Origin of the sequence: Streptomyces sp. NPDC007991 (assembly GCF_042958445.1) — a bacterium.
Taxonomy (GTDB): domain Bacteria; phylum Actinomycetota; class Actinomycetes; order Streptomycetales; family Streptomycetaceae; genus Streptomyces.
Genome location: NZ_JBIBJD010000008.1, coordinates 138,319 through 160,013, shown reverse-complemented (window position 1 = coordinate 160,013; position 21,695 = coordinate 138,319). Strand labels below are relative to the sequence as shown.

Here is a 21,695-nt window from a genome sequence, read left to right as displayed (position 1 = left end):
CCTAGGGATGCTGGCTGCTGACGGAGACGACCTCGCCCGTCATGTACGAGGAGTACTCCGACGCCAGGAACACGATCACGTTGGCCACCTCCCAGGGCTCGGCGCAGCGCCCGAAGGCCTCGCGGGCCGTCAGTTCCTCCAGCAGTTCGGGGGTCGTCACCTTCGCGAGGTGGGGATGTATGGCGAGGCTCGGCGACACCGCGTTGACCCGGACCCCGTACGCTGCGGCCTCGACGGCGGCGCACCGGGTCAGCGCCATCACGCCCGCTTTCGCGGCCGCGTAGTGCGCCTGTCCGGCCTGGGCGCGCCAGCCGACGACGGAGGCGTTGTTGACGATCACGCCGCCTGTGCCGCGCATCCGGCGCAGGGCGGCCCGGGTGCATCTGAAGGTGCCGTTCAAGGTCACGTCGAGGACCTTCGACCACTGCTCGTCGGTCATGTCGACGAGGGGCGCGGTCCCGCCGAGGCCCGCGTTGTTGACGACCACGTCGAGCCGGCCGTGCTCCCGGACGGCGGTGTCGAACAGCGCCCGCACCTGCGACTCGTCGGTGACATCGCACACGGCGGACGCCACCGCCCCCTCGAACTCCCGGGACAGCCGCGCCTCGTGCTCCTTCAGTCGCCGCGGGTGCGCGTCGCTGATCAGCACGCGGGCGCCTTCCTCCAGGAAACGGCGTGCGGTCGCCCCGCCGATCCCCGCGCCCGCCGCCGCGGTGATGACGGCCGTGCGCCCGTCGAGCAGACCGTGTCCGGGAACCCTGGCCGGCGCCTCGACGTTTGTCATGGCAGCACGCTAACCTACCAAACACTTGTTAGGGAAGACCGTTGGTGAGGGAAGGAGGACGCCGGTCGTGGACCTCACCCACTCCCCCGCCGACGAGGCGTTCCGCGCCGAGGCCCGCGCCTGGCTGCGCGCTCACGTGCCGTCCGGGCCGCTCCCCTCCCTGGAGACCGAGGAGGGCTTCGCCGCTCACCGCGCCTGGGAGGCCGAGCTGGCCGCGGACGGCTGGTCGGTGGTGAACTGGCCGAGGGAGTACGGCGGCCGGGACGCCACGCTGGTCCAGTGGCTGCTGTTCGAGGAGGAGTACTACGCGGCGGGCGCGCCCGGCAGAGTCGGCCAGAACGGCATCCATCTGCTCGCCCCGACGCTCTTCGAGCACGGCACGCGGGAGCAGAGAGCCCGGGTGCTGCCCTCCATGGCCACCGGTGAGGTGATCTGGGCCCAGGCCTGGTCGGAGCCGGAGGCGGGCTCGGACCTGGCGTCCCTGCGTTCGAAGGCCGTGCGCACCGACGGCGGCTGGCTGCTGACGGGACAGAAGACCTGGTCGTCCCGGGCCGCCTTCGCGGACCGCGCCTTCGGCCTGTTCCGCAGCGACCCGGACGCGCCGAAACCCCACCAGGGCCTGACGTACGTGATGTTCGGTCTGCGCGCCCCCGCTGTGACCGTCCGCCCCATCGCCCGCCTCGACGGGAAGCCGGCCTTCGCCGAGCTGTTCCTGGACGAGGTGTTCGTGCCCGACGAGGACGTGATCGGCGAGCCCGGCCAGGGCTGGCGGATCGCGATGTCGACGGCGGGCAACGAGCGGGGGCTGATGCTGCGCTCCCCCGGCCGCTTCCTCGCCGCCGCCGACCGGCTCCACCGGCTCTGGCGGGCACAGGGCAGCCCGGAGAGCGCCCGGGAGCGCGTGGCCGACGCCCTGATCGGCGCCCGCGCCTACCAGCTGTTCGCGTACGCCGCCGCCTCCCGCTTCCTGGACGGCGCGTCGATCGGCCCCGAGTCCAGTCTGAACAAGGTCTTCTGGTCGGAGTACGACATCGCGCTGCACGAGACGGCCCTCGACCTCCTGGGCGAGGAGGGCGAGTTCGCCGACACGGACTGGGCCGAGCGCTACGTCTTCTCCCTGGCCGGTCCCCTCTACGCCGGGACGAACGAGATCCAGCGCGACATCATCGCCGAGCGCCTGCTCGGACTGCCGAAGGGACGCCGCTGATGCGTTTCCTCCTCGACGCGGAGCAGCGCGCCTTCGCCGCCTCGCTGGACGCCCTGCTGACGGCGGCGGACACCCCGGCGGTGGTACGGGACTGGAGCCGGGGCGACCATGCGAGCGGGCGGGCGCTGTGGTCCCGTGTCGCGCAGGCCGGTGTGTTCGCTCTGGCGGTTCCGGAGGCCTACCAAGGCGGCCTGGGGCCGCGCCCGGTCGAGCTGGCCGTCGCCTTCGTCGAACTGGGCCGCCACGCGGTACCGGGGCCCTTGGCCGAGACAGTGACGGCGGCGGTGCTCCTCAGCGGCGCGAACCCGGGCACGGCCGAGCGGCTGCTGCCGGCGCTGGCATCGGGCGGGACGATCGCGACGGTGGGGGTCGCGATGCCGGGGATCGGGAAGGCGGAGAGCCGGCAAGCGGAGACCCAGAAGGCGACGACCGCGAAGACGGAGAGCGCGACGGCGACGACCGCGAAGCCGGAGAGCGCGACGGCGACGACCGCGAAGCCGGAGAGCGCGACGGCGACGACCGCGAAGCCGGAGAGCGCGACGGCGGAGAGCGCGACGGCGGAGACCGAGAAGGCGACGACCGCGAAGACGGAGAGCGCGAAGACGGAGAGCGCGAAGGCGGAGGGCGCGAAGCCGGGGACCCAGAAGGCGGGGAGCACGACGGCGGGGAGCGCAACGGCGACGACCGCGACGGCGGAGAGCCAGGAGGCGGAGATCGGCACGTCGTACGCCCTCGACGGTGACGTCGCCGGGCTCCGTCTGTCCTGCTCGCCCGACGGCATCCGTCTCTCACCCGGCCACGGCCCCGTCCGCCCCTCCCTCGATCCGGCCCGCCGCCTCACGCCCCTCGCCCCCGGCGGCGAACTCCTCCTCCCTGGGCCCCTCACGGAACACGCCCTCGCCTGGGCCCGTCTCGCCACGGCCGCCCAGGCGCTGGGCTTGGGCCTCGCGCTCCTCGACCAGACCGTCGCCCAGGTGAAGCGGCGTTGCCAGTTCGGGGTGCCCGTCGGGTCGTTCCAGGCGGTCAAGCACCGGCTGGCCGACGCGAAGATCGCCCTGGAGTTCGCGCGCCCGCTGGTGTTCGGAGCCGCCCTCACCATGCGGCCGGCCGAGGTCGCCGCCGCCAAGGCCGCCGCGTGCGAGGCGGCGTACGGCACCGCCCGCACGGCGCTGCACCTGCACGGCGCGATCGGCTACACGGCGGAGTACGGCCTGTCGCTGTGGCTGACCAAGGCCCGGGCCCTGCGCACCGCCTGGGGCGATCCCCACGCCTGCCGGGCCCTGGTCGTCAGTGCGGCCGGTGATCGCCGCCGGTGATCTGCCGGAACTCCTCCACCGTCGGCTTCTCGATCCGCGTGTCCGGCCCGAACATCGCCTTCGCGAGCCGGGCACGCAGCCGCTCGGACCGCTTGACCTTGCGGCGGACGCCGCCCGCGTCGACCAGGGGCCCCATCTCGTACGGCGGATGCTGCTCGTGCTGGGTGAGGGTGAACAGCTCCGCCTGCGTCAGGGGCTCGTGCACCTCGATGAACTCGCCGTTCGGCAGCCGTCTGATGGTGCCGGTCTCCCTGCCGTGCAGCACCTTGGCGCGGTCGCGGCGCTGCAGGCCCATACAGATCTTCTTCGTGACCATGAAGGCGGCGGCCGGCAGCACGAAGACGCCGATCCGCACGAACCAGGTGATCACGTTGATGGACAGATGCAGATGCGTGGCCACGATGTCGTTGCCGCCGCCGATCAGCAGCACCGCGTACAGGGTCAGCCAGGCCACGCCCAGGCCGGTGCGCACGGGCGCGTTGCGCGGCCGGTCCAGGATGTGGTGCTCGCGTCTGTCGCCGGTGATCCACGCCTCGATGAAGGGATAGAGGCCGATGGCGAGCAGGATCAGCGGGAAGAGCGAGAAGGGGATGAACACCCCGAGGACGAGTGTGTGGCCCCAGAGGTTGATCTCCCATCCCGGCATCACCCGGATCAGCCCCTCCGAGAACCCGAGGTACCAGTCGGGCTGGGCGCCGGTGGTGACGAGGTCGGGGCGGTAGGGGCCGAAGGCCCACACGGGGTTGATCTGGGCGATGCCGCCCATGACCGCCAGGACACCGAAGACGAGGAAGAAGAAGCCGCCCGCCTTGGCCATGTAGACCGGCAGGAAGGGCATCCCGACGACCGACCGCTCCTTGCGTCCGGGGCCCGGGAACTGGGTGTGCTTGTGGTAGAAGACCAGGATCAGATGGGCGGTCACCAGACCCAGCATGATCCCGGGCAGCAGCAGGATGTGGACGGGGTACAGCCGCGAGATGATGTCCTCGCCCGGGAACTCCCCGCCGAAGAGGAAGAACGACAGGTACGTCCCGACGATCGGGACCGACAGGATCGCGCCCTGTGCGAAGCGGATGCCGGTGCCGGACAGCAGGTCGTCGGGGAGGGAGTAGCCGGTCAGGCCGGTGATGATGCCGAGCATCAGCAGGGTCCAGCCGAAGAGCCAGTTGAGCTCGCGGGGCTTGCGGAAGGCGCCGGTGAAGAACACCCGCATCATGTGCACCAGCATGCCCGTGATGAACACCAGTGCGGCCCAGTGGTGGATCTGCCGGATCAGCAGCCCGCCGCGCACGTCGAAGCTGATGTCCAGCGTGGACTCGAACGCCTTGGACATGAGCACGCCGTTGAGCTGTGTGTAGGACCCGTGGTAGGCGACCTCCTGCATGCTCGGTTCGAAGAACAGGGTGAGGTAGACGCCGGTGAGGATCAGGACGATGAAGCTGTAGAGGGTGACCTCGCCCAGCATGAAGGACCAGTGGTCCGGGAAGACCTTGCGCATGTTGGCCCTGGCCAGCGCGTAGAGCCCGAGCCGCCCGTCCGCCCAGTCGGCGAGCTTCTCGCCCTTGCCGGCCGGAGGGCTCCGGCGAGCGGAAGCCGTCCCGTATACCCGTCGCGCGCCGTCGTCGCCCATACGTCGTCGCCTCCCCGTGGGATCCTTCCCAGCGTGGCACGGCGCCGCGGCCACGCAAACGGGGCGTATGGGCGGTTGGGCCAAGGGGCGGGTCGGATGGCCCCGGGGGAGCGAGCCGGCGGCTCAGCGGCTGCCGGGATCCGGCACGATCCCCTGCGCCCTGGCGGCCGCGAGCCACTGCGGGAACTCGCCCACCAGCCGGTCGTACAGCTCGGCGTCCGAGACCCTTCGCGGGTCCTCGCCCGCGAGGAAGAACCCGGCGTTGTCGACGACCCGCTTGCCCGGCACGGCCAGCTCGTCGAGCCCGCGCAGGAAGTCGAACTGCTTGCTGCCCGGGTCGCCGAAGCCGATGAACTGCCAGAACAGCGGCAGCTTCGCCGCCTTGCACAGATACCGTTCCGCGGCGAGCTTACCGGTGGGTCCGCCGTCGGTCTGGAACACCACGAGGGCCGGCTCGGTCGCCCCGCTGTCGAGGTAGTGGTCGATGACGGCGTCCATCGCCAGGTGGTAGCTGGTCCTGCCCATGTGCCCGAGTCCCGCCACGATCCGGTCGATGCGCCCCTGGTGGTCGGCCAGGGCGATCTCTGTCTCGGCGTCGATGCCGGTGGAGAAGAACACCACCGGCACGGTGCCGTCGTCGTCGAGGTGCGCCGACAGCCCGAGCACCCGGTCGGCCAGCGCCTGCACGCTGCCGTCCTTGTAGTAGGGCCTCATCGAGCCGGAGTGGTCGAGAACGAGATACACCGCGGCCCGCAGCCCGTCGAGGCCGTGCTTACGGAGCGACACCCCGGCGCTCTTGTACAGGCTGACCAGCGCGGGCGCGGTCTCTTCCACCTTGCTGAGACTGATCGCGGCCATCCGCTCTCCCCCCTCGGTCACCGGCTGCCGATCACCGGGACGGGTCCCGAGAGTACGGCACCCCGGCCCGAGTACTCTGCGATGATGTCCTACTCGTGAAATGCATGAGGGGGACGCGTGAAACCGGGACAGGCCAAGGCCCCTGGAGGGGGCAGACGGCGGGCGTTGGTCGTCGGGGTGGGGCGGACCCCCGCGCTGGAGCGGGACGAGCATCTGGCCCGGCGTTTCCCCGCCCTTCAGAGCGCCGTCGAAGACGTCGAACTCGTGAGCCGTGCGCTGCGCCAGTCGCACTACGAGGTACGGCCGCTGCACGACCCGGGCGGCTTCGAACTGCTCGGCGCTCTCCAGGAGTTCTTCGACGAGTGCTCCCCCGGCGACACGGCGTTCCTCTACATGTCCTGTCACGGTACGACCGTGGGCAAACGGGACCATCTCCTGCCCGCCGACGTACAGCCGGGCCGCATGGACCCGGCCGGTGGCCGGTCGCTCCTCGACCGCACGCTCATAGCCGCGGACCCCGGGGGACTGCTCGACGGGCTGCCCGCCGGCGTGACGACGGTCGTCTGCCTGGACATCTGCCGCACCGAGGAGCCCACGCCCCTGGCCGAGCAGGGCCGGAACACCGTCCTCTCGGCCGCCGAGGACGTGTACTGGCTCTACAGCTGTGGCCGGGGCGAGCGCTCCTACGCCGACCCGCAGGAAGGCAGTTGGTTCGGCCGGGCGCTCGCCAAAGCACTCGCGCCGACCACGCAGCCGACCACCTTCGCCGACCTCGTCCGCGACACCCGTACGGCGGTGCGCCGGAACGCCTCCGACGCGGGGGTCATGCCGCCCACCGTCGACCGGTACGTCCCGCACGGCCTCGACCCGGACGACCCCGGCCCCGTGCTGTGCGAGGGCGCGCAGGAAGCGTACCGGTGGACGACGATGATCGAGCAGTCGTGCCTGTGGCGGTACACGTCGGGCACCGCGGCGGTGCACGAGCGGGTCAAGAAGCGGCTCGGCGAGCTGGTCGAGCACATCGTGGACTCCCTCTCCACCGAGGGCGCGCACCGCGACGACCCGTGGACCGACCCCACCTATCCGGTCCGGGTGGTCGATCGGCTGGAGACCCTGGTCAAGCGGGCCCGTCTGGAGGGCCGCGACCTGCTCTCGCCCGCCGAGACGGCGGCGCTGCTCGCGGCGCCCGTCGTGCAGGAGGGCATCGTCGCGATCGCGCTGGAGGAGCTGCGCAGGACGATGCCCGAGGGCATGGACGTCAAGAGCGCGGACGACGCCCTCGAAGGTCACGACCGCCTGGTCCGCGACGCCGCCCACGACGTCGCCCGCGCGCACTCCCAGGTCCGGCGCACCGTCGCAACCCTGCGCCGCCGGGGCCTCAAGGAACAGACGGCAGCCGCCGACCACTGGCTGCGGCACCGCTTCATCACCGACTGGGACCCGCTGTGGGAACGCACGGGCGACTACTCGGCCGTGGACACGATCCTCGACCTGCTGGTGGGCGCGATCCTGGACGCGGCCGCCGACCCCACGGGAGCACCGGTCAGAGAGGCGACCAGGCTCACCATCGACGGCCAGGTGCGCCAGGTCCTCGGCCATCTGACGGTCCATCCGAGTACCAGCCCGCGCATCAACGACGCGCGCGGCGGTGACGACTGGAGCACCTACCCGCCGGTGCCCGGGAACCAGTGGCGCGCCTCGGACCTCGCCCGCCTGCTGTGGACAGCCGGCCTCCAGGCCGCCGACCCGCGCCGGATGTCGAGTGTCCTCGTCGACCACCTGGGTGCCCACGAGCCCCTGGACCCGGACGACGTGGTGGCCGCCCTGTCCGCCGACTTCGGCTACGACGTGACGCTCCTGGGCGAACAGGACGAAGGACCCTACGAGCTCACCGTCCGGTTCGCCTGCCCCCATCCGGCGCTCCACGTGGCCGTCGAGGAGCTCGCCGCGCGGACGAACGCGACCGTGGACCTGCTGCACCAGGAGTGCCAGAAGGCCCGGACGACCCCGCCGGCCCTGCTGCGCGGATTCCCCGAGCGCGTCACCACCGACCAGCTCGTGCCCGTGGCCGAGCGGTACAAGCAGCCGCTGGAACGCTTCCGGCTGGCCGAGGACGAGATCCGGCCCCTGCTCATGGGCACCCAGCTGTACGGCGATCCCATGCTGGCGGTGCGCGAGCTGTACCAGAACGCCCTGGACGCCTGCCGCTACCGTGACATGCGCCGGCAGTACGGCGCGGCGCAGGGCCGGCCGGGGCCCGACTGGCAGCCGAGGATCACCTTCACCCAGGGCTGGGACGCCGACGGCAGGCCGTACATCGAGTGCACGGACAACGGTTCCGGCATGAACCGCGCCAAGCTGACCTCGATGTTCGCCCGCGCCGGCAAGCGGTACGAGCAGGACCCGGAGTTCGTCCAGGAGCGCCGCAACTGGCGCCGCGCCGACCTCGGCGAGATGCCCCTCAACTCCCGTTTCGGCATCGGCGTGTTCAGCTACTTCATGCTCGCCGAGGAAGTCGTCGTCTGGACGAGCCCGGTGGACCACTACGGCCGCGCGCTCCAACTGGAGCCGCTGCGCGCCGACATCCAGTCGGGCTCGGGGCTGCTGAGGATCGGTGAGGATCCGCATGTGGCACTGGACGGCGGGACGCGGGTGCGGCTGTATCTGGGCGAGGACGCCACCGTCGCGCCCTCGTTGGTGGAGACGCTCGAGTCCTTCCTGTGGGTGGCGGACTTCGAGGTGGAGGCACGGGAACTCACCAAGGACGACAACCGGACGGCCGTACGGCACCGGCGCTGGGAGCCCGGAGCGCTCACGCCACCCACCCCCAAGCCCTGGTACGGCGACGCCGTCCAGGGCACCCGCGACATCTGGCTGGTGCAGGGCAAGGGCGGGTGGCTGCTGGACGGCGTGGTCATCAAGGACGCGCCGGAGTCGTGCGGCCACATCGTCAATCTGCGGGAACGGCATCGGCCCGAGCCCAGCGTGGATCGCAACAGCCTTATCTCGTACGACGAGGAGGCAGTGACGTCCGAGCTGCTGGACGCCGCGCCGAGGGCCACCTCGCGGTGGCGGGAGGTCCTGCTGCCGTGGCTGTGGGAACTCGCCGGGAAGTCGCCCCGGCTCGCCTTCACCGTGCTCGACTCGCTGCCCGATGGCACCGCGGCCATCATCTTCCCCCCGGGAGCGCACCCCGACCAGACCCTGCCGCGTACGGCGCCTCTCGCGACGGTGGGGTGCCTGCCCATGGACGAGAGCGCCGGGAACAGCCGAGGCCCCTGGCGTGGGCAGCTCGGCGACTACCAGAGCGCCCTGGCCGGACAGTGGCAGAAGACACGGCTCGCTCTCCACCAGGGGGGAAAGGCCTTCCTCCCGCCCGGGTACCCCCGTCCGACGGCCATGGACGCGATCCTCTTCCCGAAGGAGGCCAACACCCCGCGCGGATGGCAGACGGTGCTGCGGGCCGCATACCTGACACACATGCCGTCGGCTGAGCCCCTGAAGGCCCTCCGCCGCTACGCGATCCTGGGTATGGAGGTTCCTGCCGCGACGGACATCCGCAGACTTCGGACGGCGCGGCCCACGAGGGAACTGGTGGAACTGTCCGGGATGTGGCGTTCCATGCTGCGTGAGGGGCACTGGAACAAGCCGGCCCTGTACGCTCCGCTCCTGCTGATCGCCGCGCGACACCGCCTGCCCCTCGCAGACGCGGTCGCCCTCCTGGAGGAACTCCGGGCCTGGCAGCCCGAGTTGCCGCCCCCGCCCGTCCTGGACGCCGACCTGGCCGCCGAGGTCCCCACGCGGGGTGACGCTGCGCTGTTGGTGAGCCAGGAACTGGACGAGGAACTGCATGTGTGGCCCGGTGAGCTGGGGGTCGTCGATCTTCTCGTCCGGGGTGAATCGGGAGTGCCCGTCAGCGACCTGGCGGCTCGTGTCCGGCGGTTCGAGCCGCTCGGCTTCTCGCTGCGGGAGGACCTCTCGCCCGCCGCCATCGAGCACGGTCCGCTCAATGCGATGGAGCGTTCCCTGTTCGTCCGCTCGGTCGGTGGCCGCCTGGACGTGACCCGACGGCGTGGCGACGATCTCCGCATCGACGATCTGCTCGTGCTGGCCGCGGAGTTGCAGATCCCGCCGAGTGAAGCGGCCTCACGTCTGAACGCCCTCACGCCGGTGACCGGGATTCGCGCCGACGAGCCGCCCGCCGAGGTGGCCGACTGGATCCCCTCCTCCCTGGCGGCCGAAGTACTCACTACGATCCGTCGCCGTGGCGCCGGGGTCTCGCCCTGGGAGTTCATCAGGGTCATCACGCGCAGGGCCTCACGCACCCCGACCCTGTCGCCCCGGTCCGAGATCGACCTCGACGAGATCGACAAGGTCCTGCGGCGCCTGAACTCGGCGGGCCTGCTCGCCCCGGGATTCGAGGACCGCATCGAGGAGACCCTGCGGCAACTGGAGGTCTGGGACCACCCCCTCACCCGTGGACATTCGGTCGCGTTGTCCGGCAGGAATCTCGACGAGCAGGGCGTGACACCCGCGGTCCTCGTCCAGCTCAGTGCCACGGAGCGACGCCCCATCGGCGACATCGTGCGGAGGCTGACCGGACAGGACCAGGTCCTGCCCGTCTCCGTCTCCCGGCCGGACCCCGCGGTCCTGGACCTGCAAGCGACCTCCCAAGACGTCGGTGCGCTCCTGACGCAACCGTCGGGCCGATTCCTGCCGGCCCTCCGGCTCTCGCGACTGCTGCGCCACGCCTACATCACGCGCCGCACGCTCGCCGCCTCCATCGAACACCTCACCCGGTTCCAGCCGCTCGGCGGCCCGCCGCCCCCCTGCGCCGCCGACACCCCCGGGGCCGCGGCCGTACGGGACCACACACCCGACCTCTTCGACATGGCCGCCTTCGGCCCGGGTCTCCTCGGCATCGACGACGAGACCTGCGTCCTCGGCCCCCTCGAACTCGTCCGCACCGCCGGCCGCTTCGACTGGACCCTCGGCAGGACGTACGACCGCTACGCCCCCTTCGCCTGCCTCGGCCTGGACGTCACCGTCGGCAGGCCCGAGGGCGAGGTGGCCGACCGCGTCCCCGACTGGCAGGATCTGATCATCCTCACCGAGCAGCTCACCGGCCGGGCCCCCGCCCTGGCCGGCACCGTCTCCGAGGACCACATCACGCTCAGCGCGGAGGAGACGGACCTGCCCGAGAGCCAGGTGCGCGAGCGACTGGCCCGGTACGCGGCCCTCTTCTGCCTGGAACTCCCCTGCGAAGCCCCTCATCCGGAAGGCACCGCCGAGTGACGCCCCCGATCGAGTACGACCCCGACGCCGTCCACGCCCCCGTCCTCACCTTCCGGTGGGTCGTGCGCAGGAACGGCGACGACGCCCGGTACGAAGCCTCCGGGACCTGCCCGGTCTGCACCTGCCCGATGACGAGGACCTGGCCCTTCGGGCAGCCCCCGGTCGCCAAGGGCGGCTTCTTCGGCCGGCGTGAGGAGCCGGGGCCCCAGTCGTTCCACACCCTGTGCGAGTGCCGCACCCTGCACATGAACCGCCCCGCGAGCGAGCCACGGGGCTGCGGGGCCCTGCTGACCATCGCGGCGCCGCCCTCGCCCGGGCAGTCCGGGGCGACGCCATGACCTTCACACCCACGCCGCAGCAGCTCCGCGACGCGGACCGCCGCTGCCGCGAGATGGCCTCTCCGGAGCGGCAGTTGCAGGCGGCGCTGCATCAGGCCGAGGGGTATCGCAATTTCCTCGCCTCGCTCACCGGCCTGCTCGCCGCGGTGTTCGTGCTGAAGGGCCAGGAGGATCTGAGCAAGCTGGCGGACACGCCGCGCTGGTGGGTGACCGGGCTGCTGATCGCCGGGTTCCTCGCCCTGATCGCCGCTTCCTGGCTGGGCGTTCTGGCCGTGCACGGACGGCCCGGTGAGGAAATCCTGCTGGAGGCGGGCAGGCTGCTGCGATACGAGAAGAAGCGGACGAAGACCATCTGGCTGCTGGTGGAGTGCGCGCGCTGGCTCGCCCTGGCCGGTGTCCTGTGCGTCGCTGCCGCGGTGATCGTCACATGGGTCGTGCCCGGCGGAAAGTAGGGGGAAAGGCGACAGCGCCTGCCCGTTCGTCCGGTCGGGGACTGTGGGGCAGGCGCCGTCAGTGTTCCGTACGCCTTTGTACGGGACGTCTCTTCGGTGATCCGTCAGACCATCAGCGCACGGTCCGTCGGGCGGATCGGTGCCGGCAGCTCGCTGGCGCCCGTGAGGTGGCGGTCCACCCCGCGCGCCGCCGAGCGGCCCTCGGCGATCGCCCACACGATGAGCGACTGGCCGCGGCCCGCGTCACCGGCGACGAACACGCCCGGCACGTTGGTCTGGTAGTCGTCGTCGCGGGCGATGTTGCCGCGCTCGTCGAGCTCCAGGCCGAACTGCTCGACCAGGCCGTTCTCCCGGTCGGTGCCGGTGAAGCCCATGGCGAGGGTGACGAGCTGGGCGGGGATCTTGCGCTCGGTGCCCGGCTTCGGGGTCAGCCGGCCGTCGATGAACTCCACCTCGGTGAGGTGCAGCCACTGCACGTTGCCGTCCTCGTCGCCCTCGAAGTGGGTCGTCGAGACCGAGTAGACGCGCTCGCCGCCCTCCTCGTGGGCCGAGGTGACCTTGTAGAGCATCGGGAAGGTCGGCCAGGGCTGGTTGACCGGGTGCCGCTCGTCGTTCGGGCGGGGCATGATCTCCAGCTGTGTGACGGAGGCCGCGCCCTGGCGGTGGGCCGTACCGACGCAGTCGGCGCCGGTGTCGCCGCCGCCGATGACCACGACGTGCTTGCCCTCGGCCGAGATCGGGGGCGCCACGTAGTCGCCCTCCTGGACCTTGTTCGACAGGGGCAGGTACTCCATGGCCTGGTAGATGCCCTTGAGCTCGCGGCCGGGCACCGGCAGGTCACGGGCCGTGGTCGCGCCGACGGCCAGGACGACCGCGTCGTAGCGCTTCTTCAGGTCCGTCGCCTTCAGGTCGCGGCCGATCTCGATGCCGGTGCGGAAGCGGGTGCCCTCCGCGCGCATCTGCTCGATGCGGCGGTTGATGTGCCGCTTCTCCATCTTGAACTCGGGGATGCCGTACCGCAGGAGGCCTCCGATGCGGTCCGCGCGCTCGTAGACGGCGACCGTGTGTCCGGCCCGGGTCAGCTGCTGGGCGGCGGCCAGGCCCGCGGGGCCGGAGCCGATGACGGCGACGGTCTTGCCGGACAGGCGCTCCGGGATCTGCGGGGCGACGTCCCCGGTCTCCCACGCCTTGTCGATGATCGAGACCTCGACGTTCTTGATGGTGACCGGCGGCTGGTTGATGCCGAGCACACACGCCGACTCACAGGGAGCGGGGCACAGCCGGCCCGTGAACTCCGGGAAGTTGTTCGTCGCGTGCAGCCGCTCGGAGGCGGCGGCCCAGTCCTCGCGGTAGGCGTAGTCGTTCCACTCGGGGATCAGGTTCCCCAGCGGGCAGCCGTTGTGGCAGAACGGGATGCCGCAGTCCATGCAGCGGCTGGCCTGCTTGCTGATGATCGGCAGCAGGGAGCCGGGGACGTAGACCTCGTTCCAGTCCTTGACGCGCTCCTCGACGGGGCGGGACTTGGCGACCTCGCGCCCGTGGTTCAGGAAGCCCTTCGGGTCAGCCATTGATCGCCGCCTCCATCATCTTCTCGTGGGTCTCGGTCTCGGAGAGACCGGCTCGCTCGGCGGCTTCCTTGGCGGCGAGCACTGCCTTGAACGTGCTGGGGATGATCTTGCTGAAGCGCTCGACGGCGGTGTCCCACTCGGCCAGGAGCTTCTCGGCGACGGTGGAGCCCGTCTCCTCCTGGTGGCGGCGGACCACGTCGTGCAGCCACTGCCTGTCGGTGTCGTCCAGCGCCTCGACCGCGTCCAGGTTGCCGACGTTGACGTTGTCGCGGTCCAGGTCGATGACGTACGCGATACCGCCGGACATACCGGCCGCGAAGTTGCGGCCCGTCTCGCCGAGCACCACCGCGTGACCACCGGTCATGTACTCGCAGCCGTGGTCGCCCACGCCCTCGGAGACGACCGTCGCGCCGGAGTTGCGGACGCAGAACCGCTCGCCGACCTTGCCGCGCAGGAACATCTCGCCGCCGGTGGCGCCGTAGCCGATGGTGTTGCCGGCGATGACGCTGTACTCGGCGAGGTGGTCGGCCGCGCGGTCCGGGCGGACCACGATCCGGCCGCCCGACAGGCCCTTGCCGACGTAGTCGTTGGCGTCGCCCTCCAGGCGCAGCGTGACACCGCGCGGCACGAACGCGCCGAAGGACTGGCCGGCGGAGCCGGTGAAGGTGATGTCGATGGTGTCGTCGGGCAGGCCCGCGCCACCGAACTTCTTGGTCACCTCGTGGCCGAGCATGGTGCCGACCGTGCGGTTGATGTTGCGGATCTGCACCTGTGCGCGGACCGGCTGGGCCTCGGTGGCGTCCGAGGCGGACAGGGCGTCCGCGGCGAGCTTGATCAGCTGGTTGTCGAGCGCCTTCTCCAGACCGTGGTCCTGGGCGATCAGCCGGTGGCGGACCGCGCCCTCGGGCAGCTCGGGCACGTGGAACAGCGGGGCCAGGTCCAGGCCCTGTGCCTTCCAGTGGTCGACCGCCCGCGTGACGTCGAGGGTCTCGGCGTGGCCGACGGCCTCCTCGATGGAGCGGAAGCCCAGCTCGGCGAGGATCTCGCGGACCTCCTGGGCGATGTACTGGAAGAAGTTCACGACGTACTCGGCCTTGCCGGTGTACCGCTCGCGCAGGACCGGGTTCTGCGTGGCGATGCCGACCGGGCAGGTGTCCAGGTGGCAGACGCGCATCATGACGCAACCGGAGACGACGAGCGGCGCGGTCGCGAAACCGAACTCCTCGGCGCCGAGCAGCGCGGCGATGACCACGTCGCGGCCGGTCTTGAGCTGGCCGTCGGTCTGCACGACGATGCGGTCGCGCAGGCCGTTGAGCAGCAGCGTCTGCTGGGTCTCGGCGAGACCGAGCTCCCAGGGGCCGCCCGCGTGCTTCAGCGAGGTGAGCGGTGAGGCGCCGGTGCCGCCGTCGTGGCCGGAGATGAGGACGACGTCCGCGTGCGCCTTGGAGACACCCGCGGCGACCGTGCCGACACCGACCTCGGAGACCAGCTTGACGTGAATCCGCGCCTGCGGGTTCGCGTTCTTCAGGTCGTGGATCAGCTGGGCCAGGTCCTCGATGGAGTAGATGTCGTGGTGCGGGGGCGGCGAGATGAGGCCGACGCCCGGCGTCGAGTGCCGCGTCTTGGCGACCCACGGGTAGACCTTGTGGCCGGGCAGCTGGCCGCCCTCGCCGGGCTTGGCGCCCTGGGCCATCTTGATCTGGATGTCGTCGGAGTTGACCAGGTACTCGGAGGTCACGCCGAAGCGGCCGGAGGCGACCTGCTTGATGGACGACCGGCGGGCCGGGTCGTACAGGCGCTCCGGGTCCTCGCCGCCCTCACCGGTGTTGGACTTGCCGCCCAGCTGGTTCATGGCGATGGCGAGGGTCTCGTGCGCCTCCTGCGAGATGGAGCCGTACGACATGGCGCCCGTCGAGAACCGCTTGACGATCTCGGAGACCGGCTCGACCTCGTCGATCGGGATGGGCTTCCGGTCGGACTTGAAGCCGAACAGACCGCGGAGCGTCATCAGCCGCTCGGACTGCTCGTTCACGCGCTCGGTGTACTTCTTGAAGATGTCGTAGCGGCCGGAGCGCGTGGAGTGCTGGAGGCGGAAGACCGTCTCCGGGTCGAACAGGTGCGGCTCGCCCTCGCGGCGCCACTGGTACTCGCCGCCTATGTCGAGCGCGCGGTGCGCCGGGGCGATGCCGGAGGCCGGGTAGCCCTTGGCGTGCCGGGCGGCGACCTCCTTGGCGATGACGTCGATGCCGACGCCGCCGATCTTGGTGGCCGTGCCGTTGAAGTACTTCTCGACGAAGGTCTCGTCGAGACCGACGGCCTCGAAGACCTGGGCGCCGCGGTAGGAGGCGACGGTCGAGATGCCCATCTTGGACATGACCTTCAGCACGCCCTTGCCGAGGGCGTAGATGAGGTTGCGGATGGCCTTCTCGGCCTCGACGCCGGGCAGGAAGGTGCCGGCGCGGACCAGGTCCTCGACGGACTCCATCGCCAGGTACGGGTTGACGGCGGCGGCGCCGTAGCCGATGAGCAGGGCGACGTGGTGGACCTCGCGGACGTCGCCGGCCTCGACCAGCAGGCCCACCTGGGTGCGCTGCTTGGTGCGGATGAGGTGGTGGTGGACGGCCGCGGTGAGCAGCAGCGAGGGGATCGGCGCGTGCTCGGCGTCCGAGTGGCGGTCCGACAGGACGATCAGCCGGGCGCCGTTCTCGATCGCGGCGTCGGCCTCGGCGCAGATCTCGTCGATCCGCGCGGCCAGCGCGTCACCGCCGCCGTGCACCCGGTACAGGCCGGACAGGGTCGCGGCCTTGAAGCCGGGCATGTCGCCGTCGGCGTTGATGTGGATGAGCTTGGCCAGCTCGTCGTTGTCGATGACCGGGAAGGGCAGCACGACGCTGCGGCAGGAGGCCGCGCTCGGGTCGAGCAGGTTGCCCTGCGGGCCCAGTGAGGAGCGCAGCGAGGTGACGAGCTCCTCGCGGATGGCGTCCAGCGGCGGGTTGGTGACCTGCGCGAACAGCTGGGTGAAGTAGTCGAAGAGCAGGCGCGGGCGGTCCGACAGCGCGGCGATCGGCGAGTCGGTGCCCATCGAGCCGATGGGCTCGGCACCGGCCTTGGCCATCGGCGCGAGGAGGACGCGCAGCTCCTCCTCGGTGTAGCCGAAGGTCTGCTGGCGGCGGGTGACCGAGGCGTGGGTGTGGACGATGTGCTCGCGCTCGGGCAGGTCGGAGAGCTCGATCTCGCCGGCCTCCAGCCACTCCGCGTACGGGTTCTCGGCGGCGAGCTCGGCCTTGATCTCGTCGTCCTCGATGATGCGGTGCTCGGCGGTGTCGACGAGGAACATGCGGCCGGGCTGCAGGCGGCCCTTGCGGACGACCTTGGCCGGGTCGATGTCGAGGACGCCGACCTCGGAGCCGAGGACGACGAGGCCGTCGTCGGTGACCCAGTAGCGGCCGGGGCGCAGGCCGTTGCGGTCGAGCACGGCACCGACCTGGGTGCCGTCGGTGAAGGTGACACAGGCCGGGCCGTCCCAGGGCTCCATCAGGTTGGAGTGGAACTGGTAGAAGGCGCGCCGGCTGGGGTCCATGGAGTCGTGGTTCTCCCACGCCTCCGGGATCATCATCAGCACGGAGTGCGGCAGGGAACGTCCGCCCAGGTGCAGGAGTTCGAGGACCTCGTCGAAGGAGGCGGAGTCGGAGGCGTCCGGCGTACAGACCGGGAAGATCCGCTCGATGGCCTTCTCGTCTGATCCGAACAGGTCCGAGACGAGCTGCGACTCGCGGGCCACCATCCAGTTGCGGTTGCCCTTGACGGTGTTGATCTCACCGTTGTGGGCGACGAAGCGGTACGGGTGGGCCAGCGGCCAGGACGGGAAGGTGTTCGTCGAGAACCGGGAGTGCACGAGCGCGATCGCGGAGGCGAAGCGGCGGTCGGACAGGTCCGGGAAGAAGGGCTCCAGCTGGCCGGTGGTCAGCATGCCCTTGTAGACGATGGTCCGCGCGGACAGCGACGGGAAGTACACACCGGCCTCGCGCTCGGCCCGCTTGCGCAGCACGAAGGCCTTGCGGTCGAGGGCGATGCCCTCCGAGACGCCGTCGCTGACGAAGATCTGCCGGAAGACCGGCATGGTCGACCGGGCGGTGGCGCCCAGCAGCTCGGGAGCGACCGGCACCTCGCGCCAGCCGAGCACGGTCAGGCCCTCGTCGGCCGCGATCGTCTCGATCCGCGAGACGGCGTCGGCGGCGGAGTCCTCCGGCAGGAAGGCGGTACCGACGGCGTAGGCACCGGCCGCGGGCAGTTCGAATCCGGCCACGTCACGGAAGAAGGCGTCCGGGACCTGCGACAGGATGCCGGCGCCGTCGCCGGAGTCGGGCTCGGAGCCGGTGGCACCGCGGTGTTCGAGGTTGCGCAGGACGGTCAGGGCCTGCTCGACCAGGGTGTGGGACGCCTCGCCGGTAAGGGTGGCGACGAAGCCGACGCCGCAGGCGTCGTGCTCGTTGCGGGGGTCGTACATACCCTGCGCAGCAGGGCGAGCATCCATGAAGGACCAGTTCTGGCCATTCGCGGAATGCTGGGACGGCTGGCGCGGCGTACGCATCGGCTCTCCCGTCGTCGTCATCTGGCATATGCAAAGTGCCGAGGGACGACGTTGGCCCTCGCGTGATCGCAAAATTTCGTGCAGGTTACATGATGGAGCGGTTCTCGGGAACCGGGATAATCCGTTCCAACATGCGGACACCGGCGGCTTGCGGCGGGGGTACCGCACCGACGGTGGAAGCTATGGGGGGCCTGTACGGAACGACCGGGTGAGATCGATACCCGTCGGGCCCGGAGGCGGGACGGGCGTCTTCGCCCAGCCCGCTGAGCGCGTCCACGGGCCTCATTGCCCGCAGCGCTTACGGCTCATGCCCGGTGGTTGCGCATTCGAAACCAGCAAGTAACGGCTACTTATGCGGCCCCTCGCATAACTCCGAGCCGAGCTATCCTACGGCCGTCCCGAACAAGCCGCCCAGGGCGTACGTCACACCCGCCGCCGCGCCTCCCAGGAACAGCTGCCGCAGCCCGCTGTACCACCAGGTGCGTGCCGTCACCCGGGCCACCACCGCGCCGCACAGGAAGAGCCCGAGCAGCGCCAGCAGCACGGCCGGCCAGAGGCTGCTCGCGCCCAGCAGATACGGCAGGACCGGGATCAGCGCGCCCAGCGCGAAGGAGCCGAAGCTCGACACCGCGGCCACGGTGGGCGAGGGCAGATCGCCGGGGTCGATGCCCAGCTCCTCCCGGGCGTGGATCTCCAGCGCCTGCTCGGGGTCCTTCGACAGCTGCCGTGCGACCTCGTCGGCCAGCTTCGGCTCGACCCCGCGCGACCGGTAGAGCGCGGCGAGCTCGGCCTCCTCGTCCTGCGGGTGCTTGCGCAGCTCGCGCCGCTCCACGTCCAGCTCGGCCTCGACGAGCTCGCGCTGCGAGGCGACGGAGGTGTACTCGCCGGCGGCCATGGAGAAGGCACCGGCGGCCAGGCCCGCGAGTCCGGTGAGGACGACGGTGTGCTGACCGACCGAGCCGCCCGCGACACCGGTCATCAGGGCCAGGTTGGAGACGAGGCCGTCCATCGCACCGAACACCGCGGGACGCAGCCAGCCGCCGTTGACGTCCCGGTGGGTGTGGTTGTCCCGGTGCGCCTCGTGCAGCGCCGCCTCGGTCTCGATGATGGCCATGAAAAATCCCCGATCCCCTAGCCGAACCAGCTTCTCTGGACGAGTTCCAGATTTTTACAACACACAAAGTACGCCGTGAATTCCGACTCCGCCAGCAAGGAAAGGCTGCGCTAACCTGCGGTTTTACCGCGTGACGCTCACTTGATGACGATCTTGCACAGATGTCGACCGGGTGATGCTGGGGGTCCCTAGGCTCGGGGCGGTCGCCGGAGTGGGACACATTCCGTATGGCATCGATCGCCTGCATCTCCTCCGTACCGGCGCCCGGGGACGCCACCGAACTGCGCGCACGCGCACGCGGCGCCCTGCTGGGCCTGGCCGTCGGTGACGCGCTCGGGGCCCCGGCCGAGAACCTGAAGCCCTCCGAGATCCGCGCGCGGTGGGGCCGTATCACCGGCTACGTCGCCGAGCATCCCGCCGGCACGGACGACACCGAGTACGCGATCTTCTCGGGCCTCCTGCTGGCCCGGCACGGCTCGGCCCTGACCCCCGCGCATGTGGAGGCGGCCTGGCACGAGTGGATCGCCGACCGCGACGAGGGCCCCTTCCGTGGCGCCGGCTTCAGTGAACGCGGCACGCTGGAGAACCTCCGGCGGGGCCTGGCCGCCCCCATCTCCGCCCAGCACCGGCACGCCTGGAGCGACGGTCTGGCCATGCGCGCGGCCCCCTTCGGGGTGTTCGCGCCGGGCCGCCCGGCGGAGGCGGCCCGGCTGGCGGCGATCGACGGCTCGGTGAGCCATGACGGCGAGGGCATCTACGGCGGCCAGGCGGTGGCGGCGGGCGTGGCGGCGGCGATGGCGGGCGCCCAGCCGATCGCGGTCGTGGCCGCCGCCCTCGCCGTCGTTCCCGACGACTCCTGGACGGCCCGCTGCCTGCGCCGCGCGGTGGCGGTGGCCCACCGCGGCGAACGCGCGGTCCGCTCCGCGGTCGTCATCGGCGGCTACCCGTGGACGGACCTCGCCCCCGAGGCGGTCGCCCTCGCCTTCGGCGCGTACGCGGCGGCCGACGGCGACTTCGAACAGTCCGTCCTGACGGCGGTCAACATGGGCCGCGACGCGGACACGACGGCGGCGGTCGCGGGCGCGCTGGCCGGTGCGACGCGGGGTGTCTCGGCGATTCCGGAGGCCTGGACGACCCCCATCGGCCCGGTCCGCGGCCGGTGCCTGCCGGCGATGGCGGGCTACCACGTCCTGGACGTGGCGGACCTGCTGACGCCCTGGGCCCCGGCGCACGGCGACGAGCCCGGGCCGACGGACTTCGTCCTGGCGGGCGACGGAACGCAGGCCCCCGCATGACGCGGCACGATCCGGCGGCAGCGGCCGGCGCCGCGGCCCCGGTAAGACCACCCGCGGCCGCCGACGGCGAAGGCGCCCCACGGGAGACCAGGACCCCTCAGGTGACAGTCACGGGCGGTGCGCTGGTGGGAGACAGAAAGGCCGAAGGCCTCCTGCTCGGACTCGCCGCAGGCGACGCCGCCGGCTGGCCCGCCGCCCGCCACCGAGCCGCCCGCATGCCCGACTGGACCCGCCGCCTCACCCGCGAACTGGACACCTTCGCCGAACACAACGCCACCACCACCCTCCCCGTCCCCATCGCCCTGAACCAGCCCCCGGAACCCCTCCGCCTGGGCCCCTCGGACGACGCCGAATGGGCCGCCTTCGCCGCGGAAGCCCTCCTGCGCGCAGGCGACGACACCGTCCTGAACGACCTCAGCCGAGAACGCCGCATCCGCGCCGCGATCGACCTCACCTGGAACGCCATCGCCTGCGAAGTAGCCGCCGCAGCGGACCGCGCACCCGAGATCGAGTCCGCCGTCCTCCCCCTGCGCGCCCGTATCTCCGTCCGCGCCGGCCTCGGCAACCTCGCCACCGGCCTGCGCCCGCCCGCCACGGGCCACGACAACCCCCACTACTTCGACGACGCCGCCTGCGTGAGGGCGTGCGTCCTGGCCGTGGCCCACCCGGGCGACCCCCGGCGCGCCGCCGACCTCGCCGAGTTCGACGCCCGCTACACCCAGGACGGCGACGGCGTGCACGGCGCCCGGGCGATGGCGGCGGCCCTCGCCCTCGCCCTGGCCGGCGCGGACGTCCACGCCTGCGTCACCGCCGCGCTCACCGAACTGCCCGAGGAGACGGAGATCGGCCGCAACGCCCGGCACGCCCTGCACCTCACGGCCGCCGCGGACAGCGCCTTCGCCCTGGTCCCGCCCCTGGAACACCAGATCGTCGACCACGTCTACAGCTACGGCATCGCCGCCGCCGAAACGGTCCCGGTCGCCCTCGCCCTGGCCACAGCCGCGCGCGGCCGCATCGCGGAGGCGGTTCCCGCCGCGGCCTGCCTGTCCCGCGTCGCGGACTCCGCCCCGGCCCTGGCGGGCGCCCTCACCGGCGCGCTGGGCGGCGGCGCCTCGATCCCGGCCTCCTGGCGGGAGACCTGCCGCACCCTCTCCGGCTGCGTCCTGCCCCGCCTCACCGGCACGGACCTCGTGGAACTCGCCGGACTCCTGGAAGCCGCACAACCGGACCGCCCCGGTGGATGATGC

The 21,695-nt window shown here is 71.5% G+C and carries 12 protein-coding genes and 2 pseudogenes; 8 read left to right on the top strand and 6 right to left on the bottom strand.

From position 1 onward, the window contains the following. Nucleotide 1: 1 nt before the first annotated feature. Entirely contained in the window at nt 2-784 is a 783-nt protein-coding gene (locus tag ACFZDA_RS23880) for an SDR family oxidoreductase (protein WP_391085032.1), read from the bottom strand. 67 nt (nt 785-851) lie between these two features. Here ACFZDA_RS23880 and ACFZDA_RS23875 point away from each other — a divergent pair, with 67 nt between their 5' ends. The 3 genes and pseudogenes from ACFZDA_RS23875 to ACFZDA_RS23865 all read left to right on the top strand — a co-directional run. Further along, nucleotides 852-1,991: an acyl-CoA dehydrogenase family protein gene (locus ACFZDA_RS23875; protein WP_391085029.1), complete on the top strand. Its 1,140-nt coding sequence runs from the start codon at nt 852-854 to the stop codon at nt 1,989-1,991. Next, nucleotides 1,991-2,359 (top strand): annotated as a pseudogene (locus ACFZDA_RS23870) (acyl-CoA dehydrogenase family protein); the annotation flags it as partial. The gene ACFZDA_RS23875 and the pseudogene ACFZDA_RS23870, both read left to right, overlap by 1 nt. A gap of 354 nt (nt 2,360-2,713) precedes the next feature. Continuing rightward, nucleotides 2,714-3,307 (top strand): annotated as a pseudogene (locus ACFZDA_RS23865) (acyl-CoA dehydrogenase family protein); the annotation flags it as partial. On the opposite strand, the gene ACFZDA_RS23860 reads toward ACFZDA_RS23865, so the two are convergent. Continuing rightward, nucleotides 3,279-4,937, bottom strand: a complete 1,659-nt coding sequence (locus tag ACFZDA_RS23860) for a cytochrome b N-terminal domain-containing protein (RefSeq protein WP_391085027.1) — start codon at nt 4,935-4,937, stop codon at nt 3,279-3,281. The pseudogene ACFZDA_RS23865 and the gene ACFZDA_RS23860 overlap by 29 nt on opposite strands. A gap of 123 nt (nt 4,938-5,060) precedes the next feature. Continuing rightward, nucleotides 5,061-5,795, bottom strand: coding sequence for a VWA domain-containing protein (locus ACFZDA_RS23855; RefSeq protein ID WP_391085024.1), 735 nt, complete (start codon nt 5,793-5,795; stop codon nt 5,061-5,063). 117 nt (nt 5,796-5,912) lie between these two features. On the opposite strand from ACFZDA_RS23855, the gene ACFZDA_RS23850 reads away from it, so the two are divergent. The 3 genes from ACFZDA_RS23850 to ACFZDA_RS23840 are packed head-to-tail and all read left to right on the top strand — an operon-like array spanning nt 5,913 to nt 11,880. Next, nucleotides 5,913-11,090: a caspase family protein gene (locus ACFZDA_RS23850; RefSeq protein ID WP_391085021.1), complete on the top strand. Its 5,178-nt coding sequence runs from the start codon at nt 5,913-5,915 to the stop codon at nt 11,088-11,090. After that, nucleotides 11,087-11,428 (top strand): hypothetical protein, encoded by a 342-nt coding sequence (locus tag ACFZDA_RS23845; RefSeq protein ID WP_391085018.1) that lies wholly within the window; start codon nt 11,087-11,089, stop codon nt 11,426-11,428. The genes ACFZDA_RS23850 and ACFZDA_RS23845 overlap by 4 nt, the downstream gene beginning before the upstream one ends. Further along, the gene (locus tag ACFZDA_RS23840) at nt 11,425-11,880 is read left to right on the top strand and encodes a hypothetical protein (RefSeq protein ID WP_391085015.1); all 456 of its coding nucleotides are present in this window, start codon (nt 11,425-11,427) and stop codon (nt 11,878-11,880) included. Before ACFZDA_RS23845 ends, ACFZDA_RS23840 begins: the two co-directional genes overlap by 4 nt. A gap of 104 nt (nt 11,881-11,984) precedes the next feature. Here the strand turns inward: ACFZDA_RS23840 and ACFZDA_RS23835 are convergent, their stop codons facing one another. From ACFZDA_RS23835 to ACFZDA_RS23825, 3 genes are all read right to left on the bottom strand, one after another. Continuing rightward, nucleotides 11,985-13,448 (bottom strand): glutamate synthase small subunit, encoded by a 1,464-nt coding sequence (locus ACFZDA_RS23835; RefSeq protein ID WP_391085012.1) that lies wholly within the window; start codon nt 13,446-13,448, stop codon nt 11,985-11,987. Continuing rightward, nucleotides 13,441-18,039, bottom strand: a complete 4,599-nt coding sequence (gene gltB / locus ACFZDA_RS23830; RefSeq protein WP_391085720.1) for a glutamate synthase large subunit — start codon at nt 18,037-18,039, stop codon at nt 13,441-13,443. Before gltB ends, ACFZDA_RS23835 begins: the two co-directional genes overlap by 8 nt. Nucleotides 18,040-18,421: 382 nt before the next feature. Continuing rightward, nucleotides 18,422-19,153 (bottom strand): VIT1/CCC1 transporter family protein, encoded by a 732-nt coding sequence (locus ACFZDA_RS23825; protein WP_391085009.1) that lies wholly within the window; start codon nt 19,151-19,153, stop codon nt 18,422-18,424. A 227-nt stretch (nt 19,154-19,380) separates the two neighbouring features. Between ACFZDA_RS23825 and ACFZDA_RS23820 the strand changes: the two genes are divergently transcribed. Together ACFZDA_RS23820 and ACFZDA_RS23815 are read left to right on the top strand one after the other, a co-directional pair. Continuing rightward, entirely contained in the window at nt 19,381-20,448 is a 1,068-nt protein-coding gene (locus ACFZDA_RS23820) for an ADP-ribosylglycohydrolase family protein (protein WP_391085006.1), read from the top strand. After that, nucleotides 20,445-21,692, top strand: coding sequence for an ADP-ribosylglycohydrolase family protein (locus tag ACFZDA_RS23815; RefSeq protein ID WP_391085003.1), 1,248 nt, complete (start codon nt 20,445-20,447; stop codon nt 21,690-21,692). The genes ACFZDA_RS23820 and ACFZDA_RS23815 overlap by 4 nt, the downstream gene beginning before the upstream one ends. Nucleotides 21,693-21,695 lie beyond the last annotated feature (3 nt).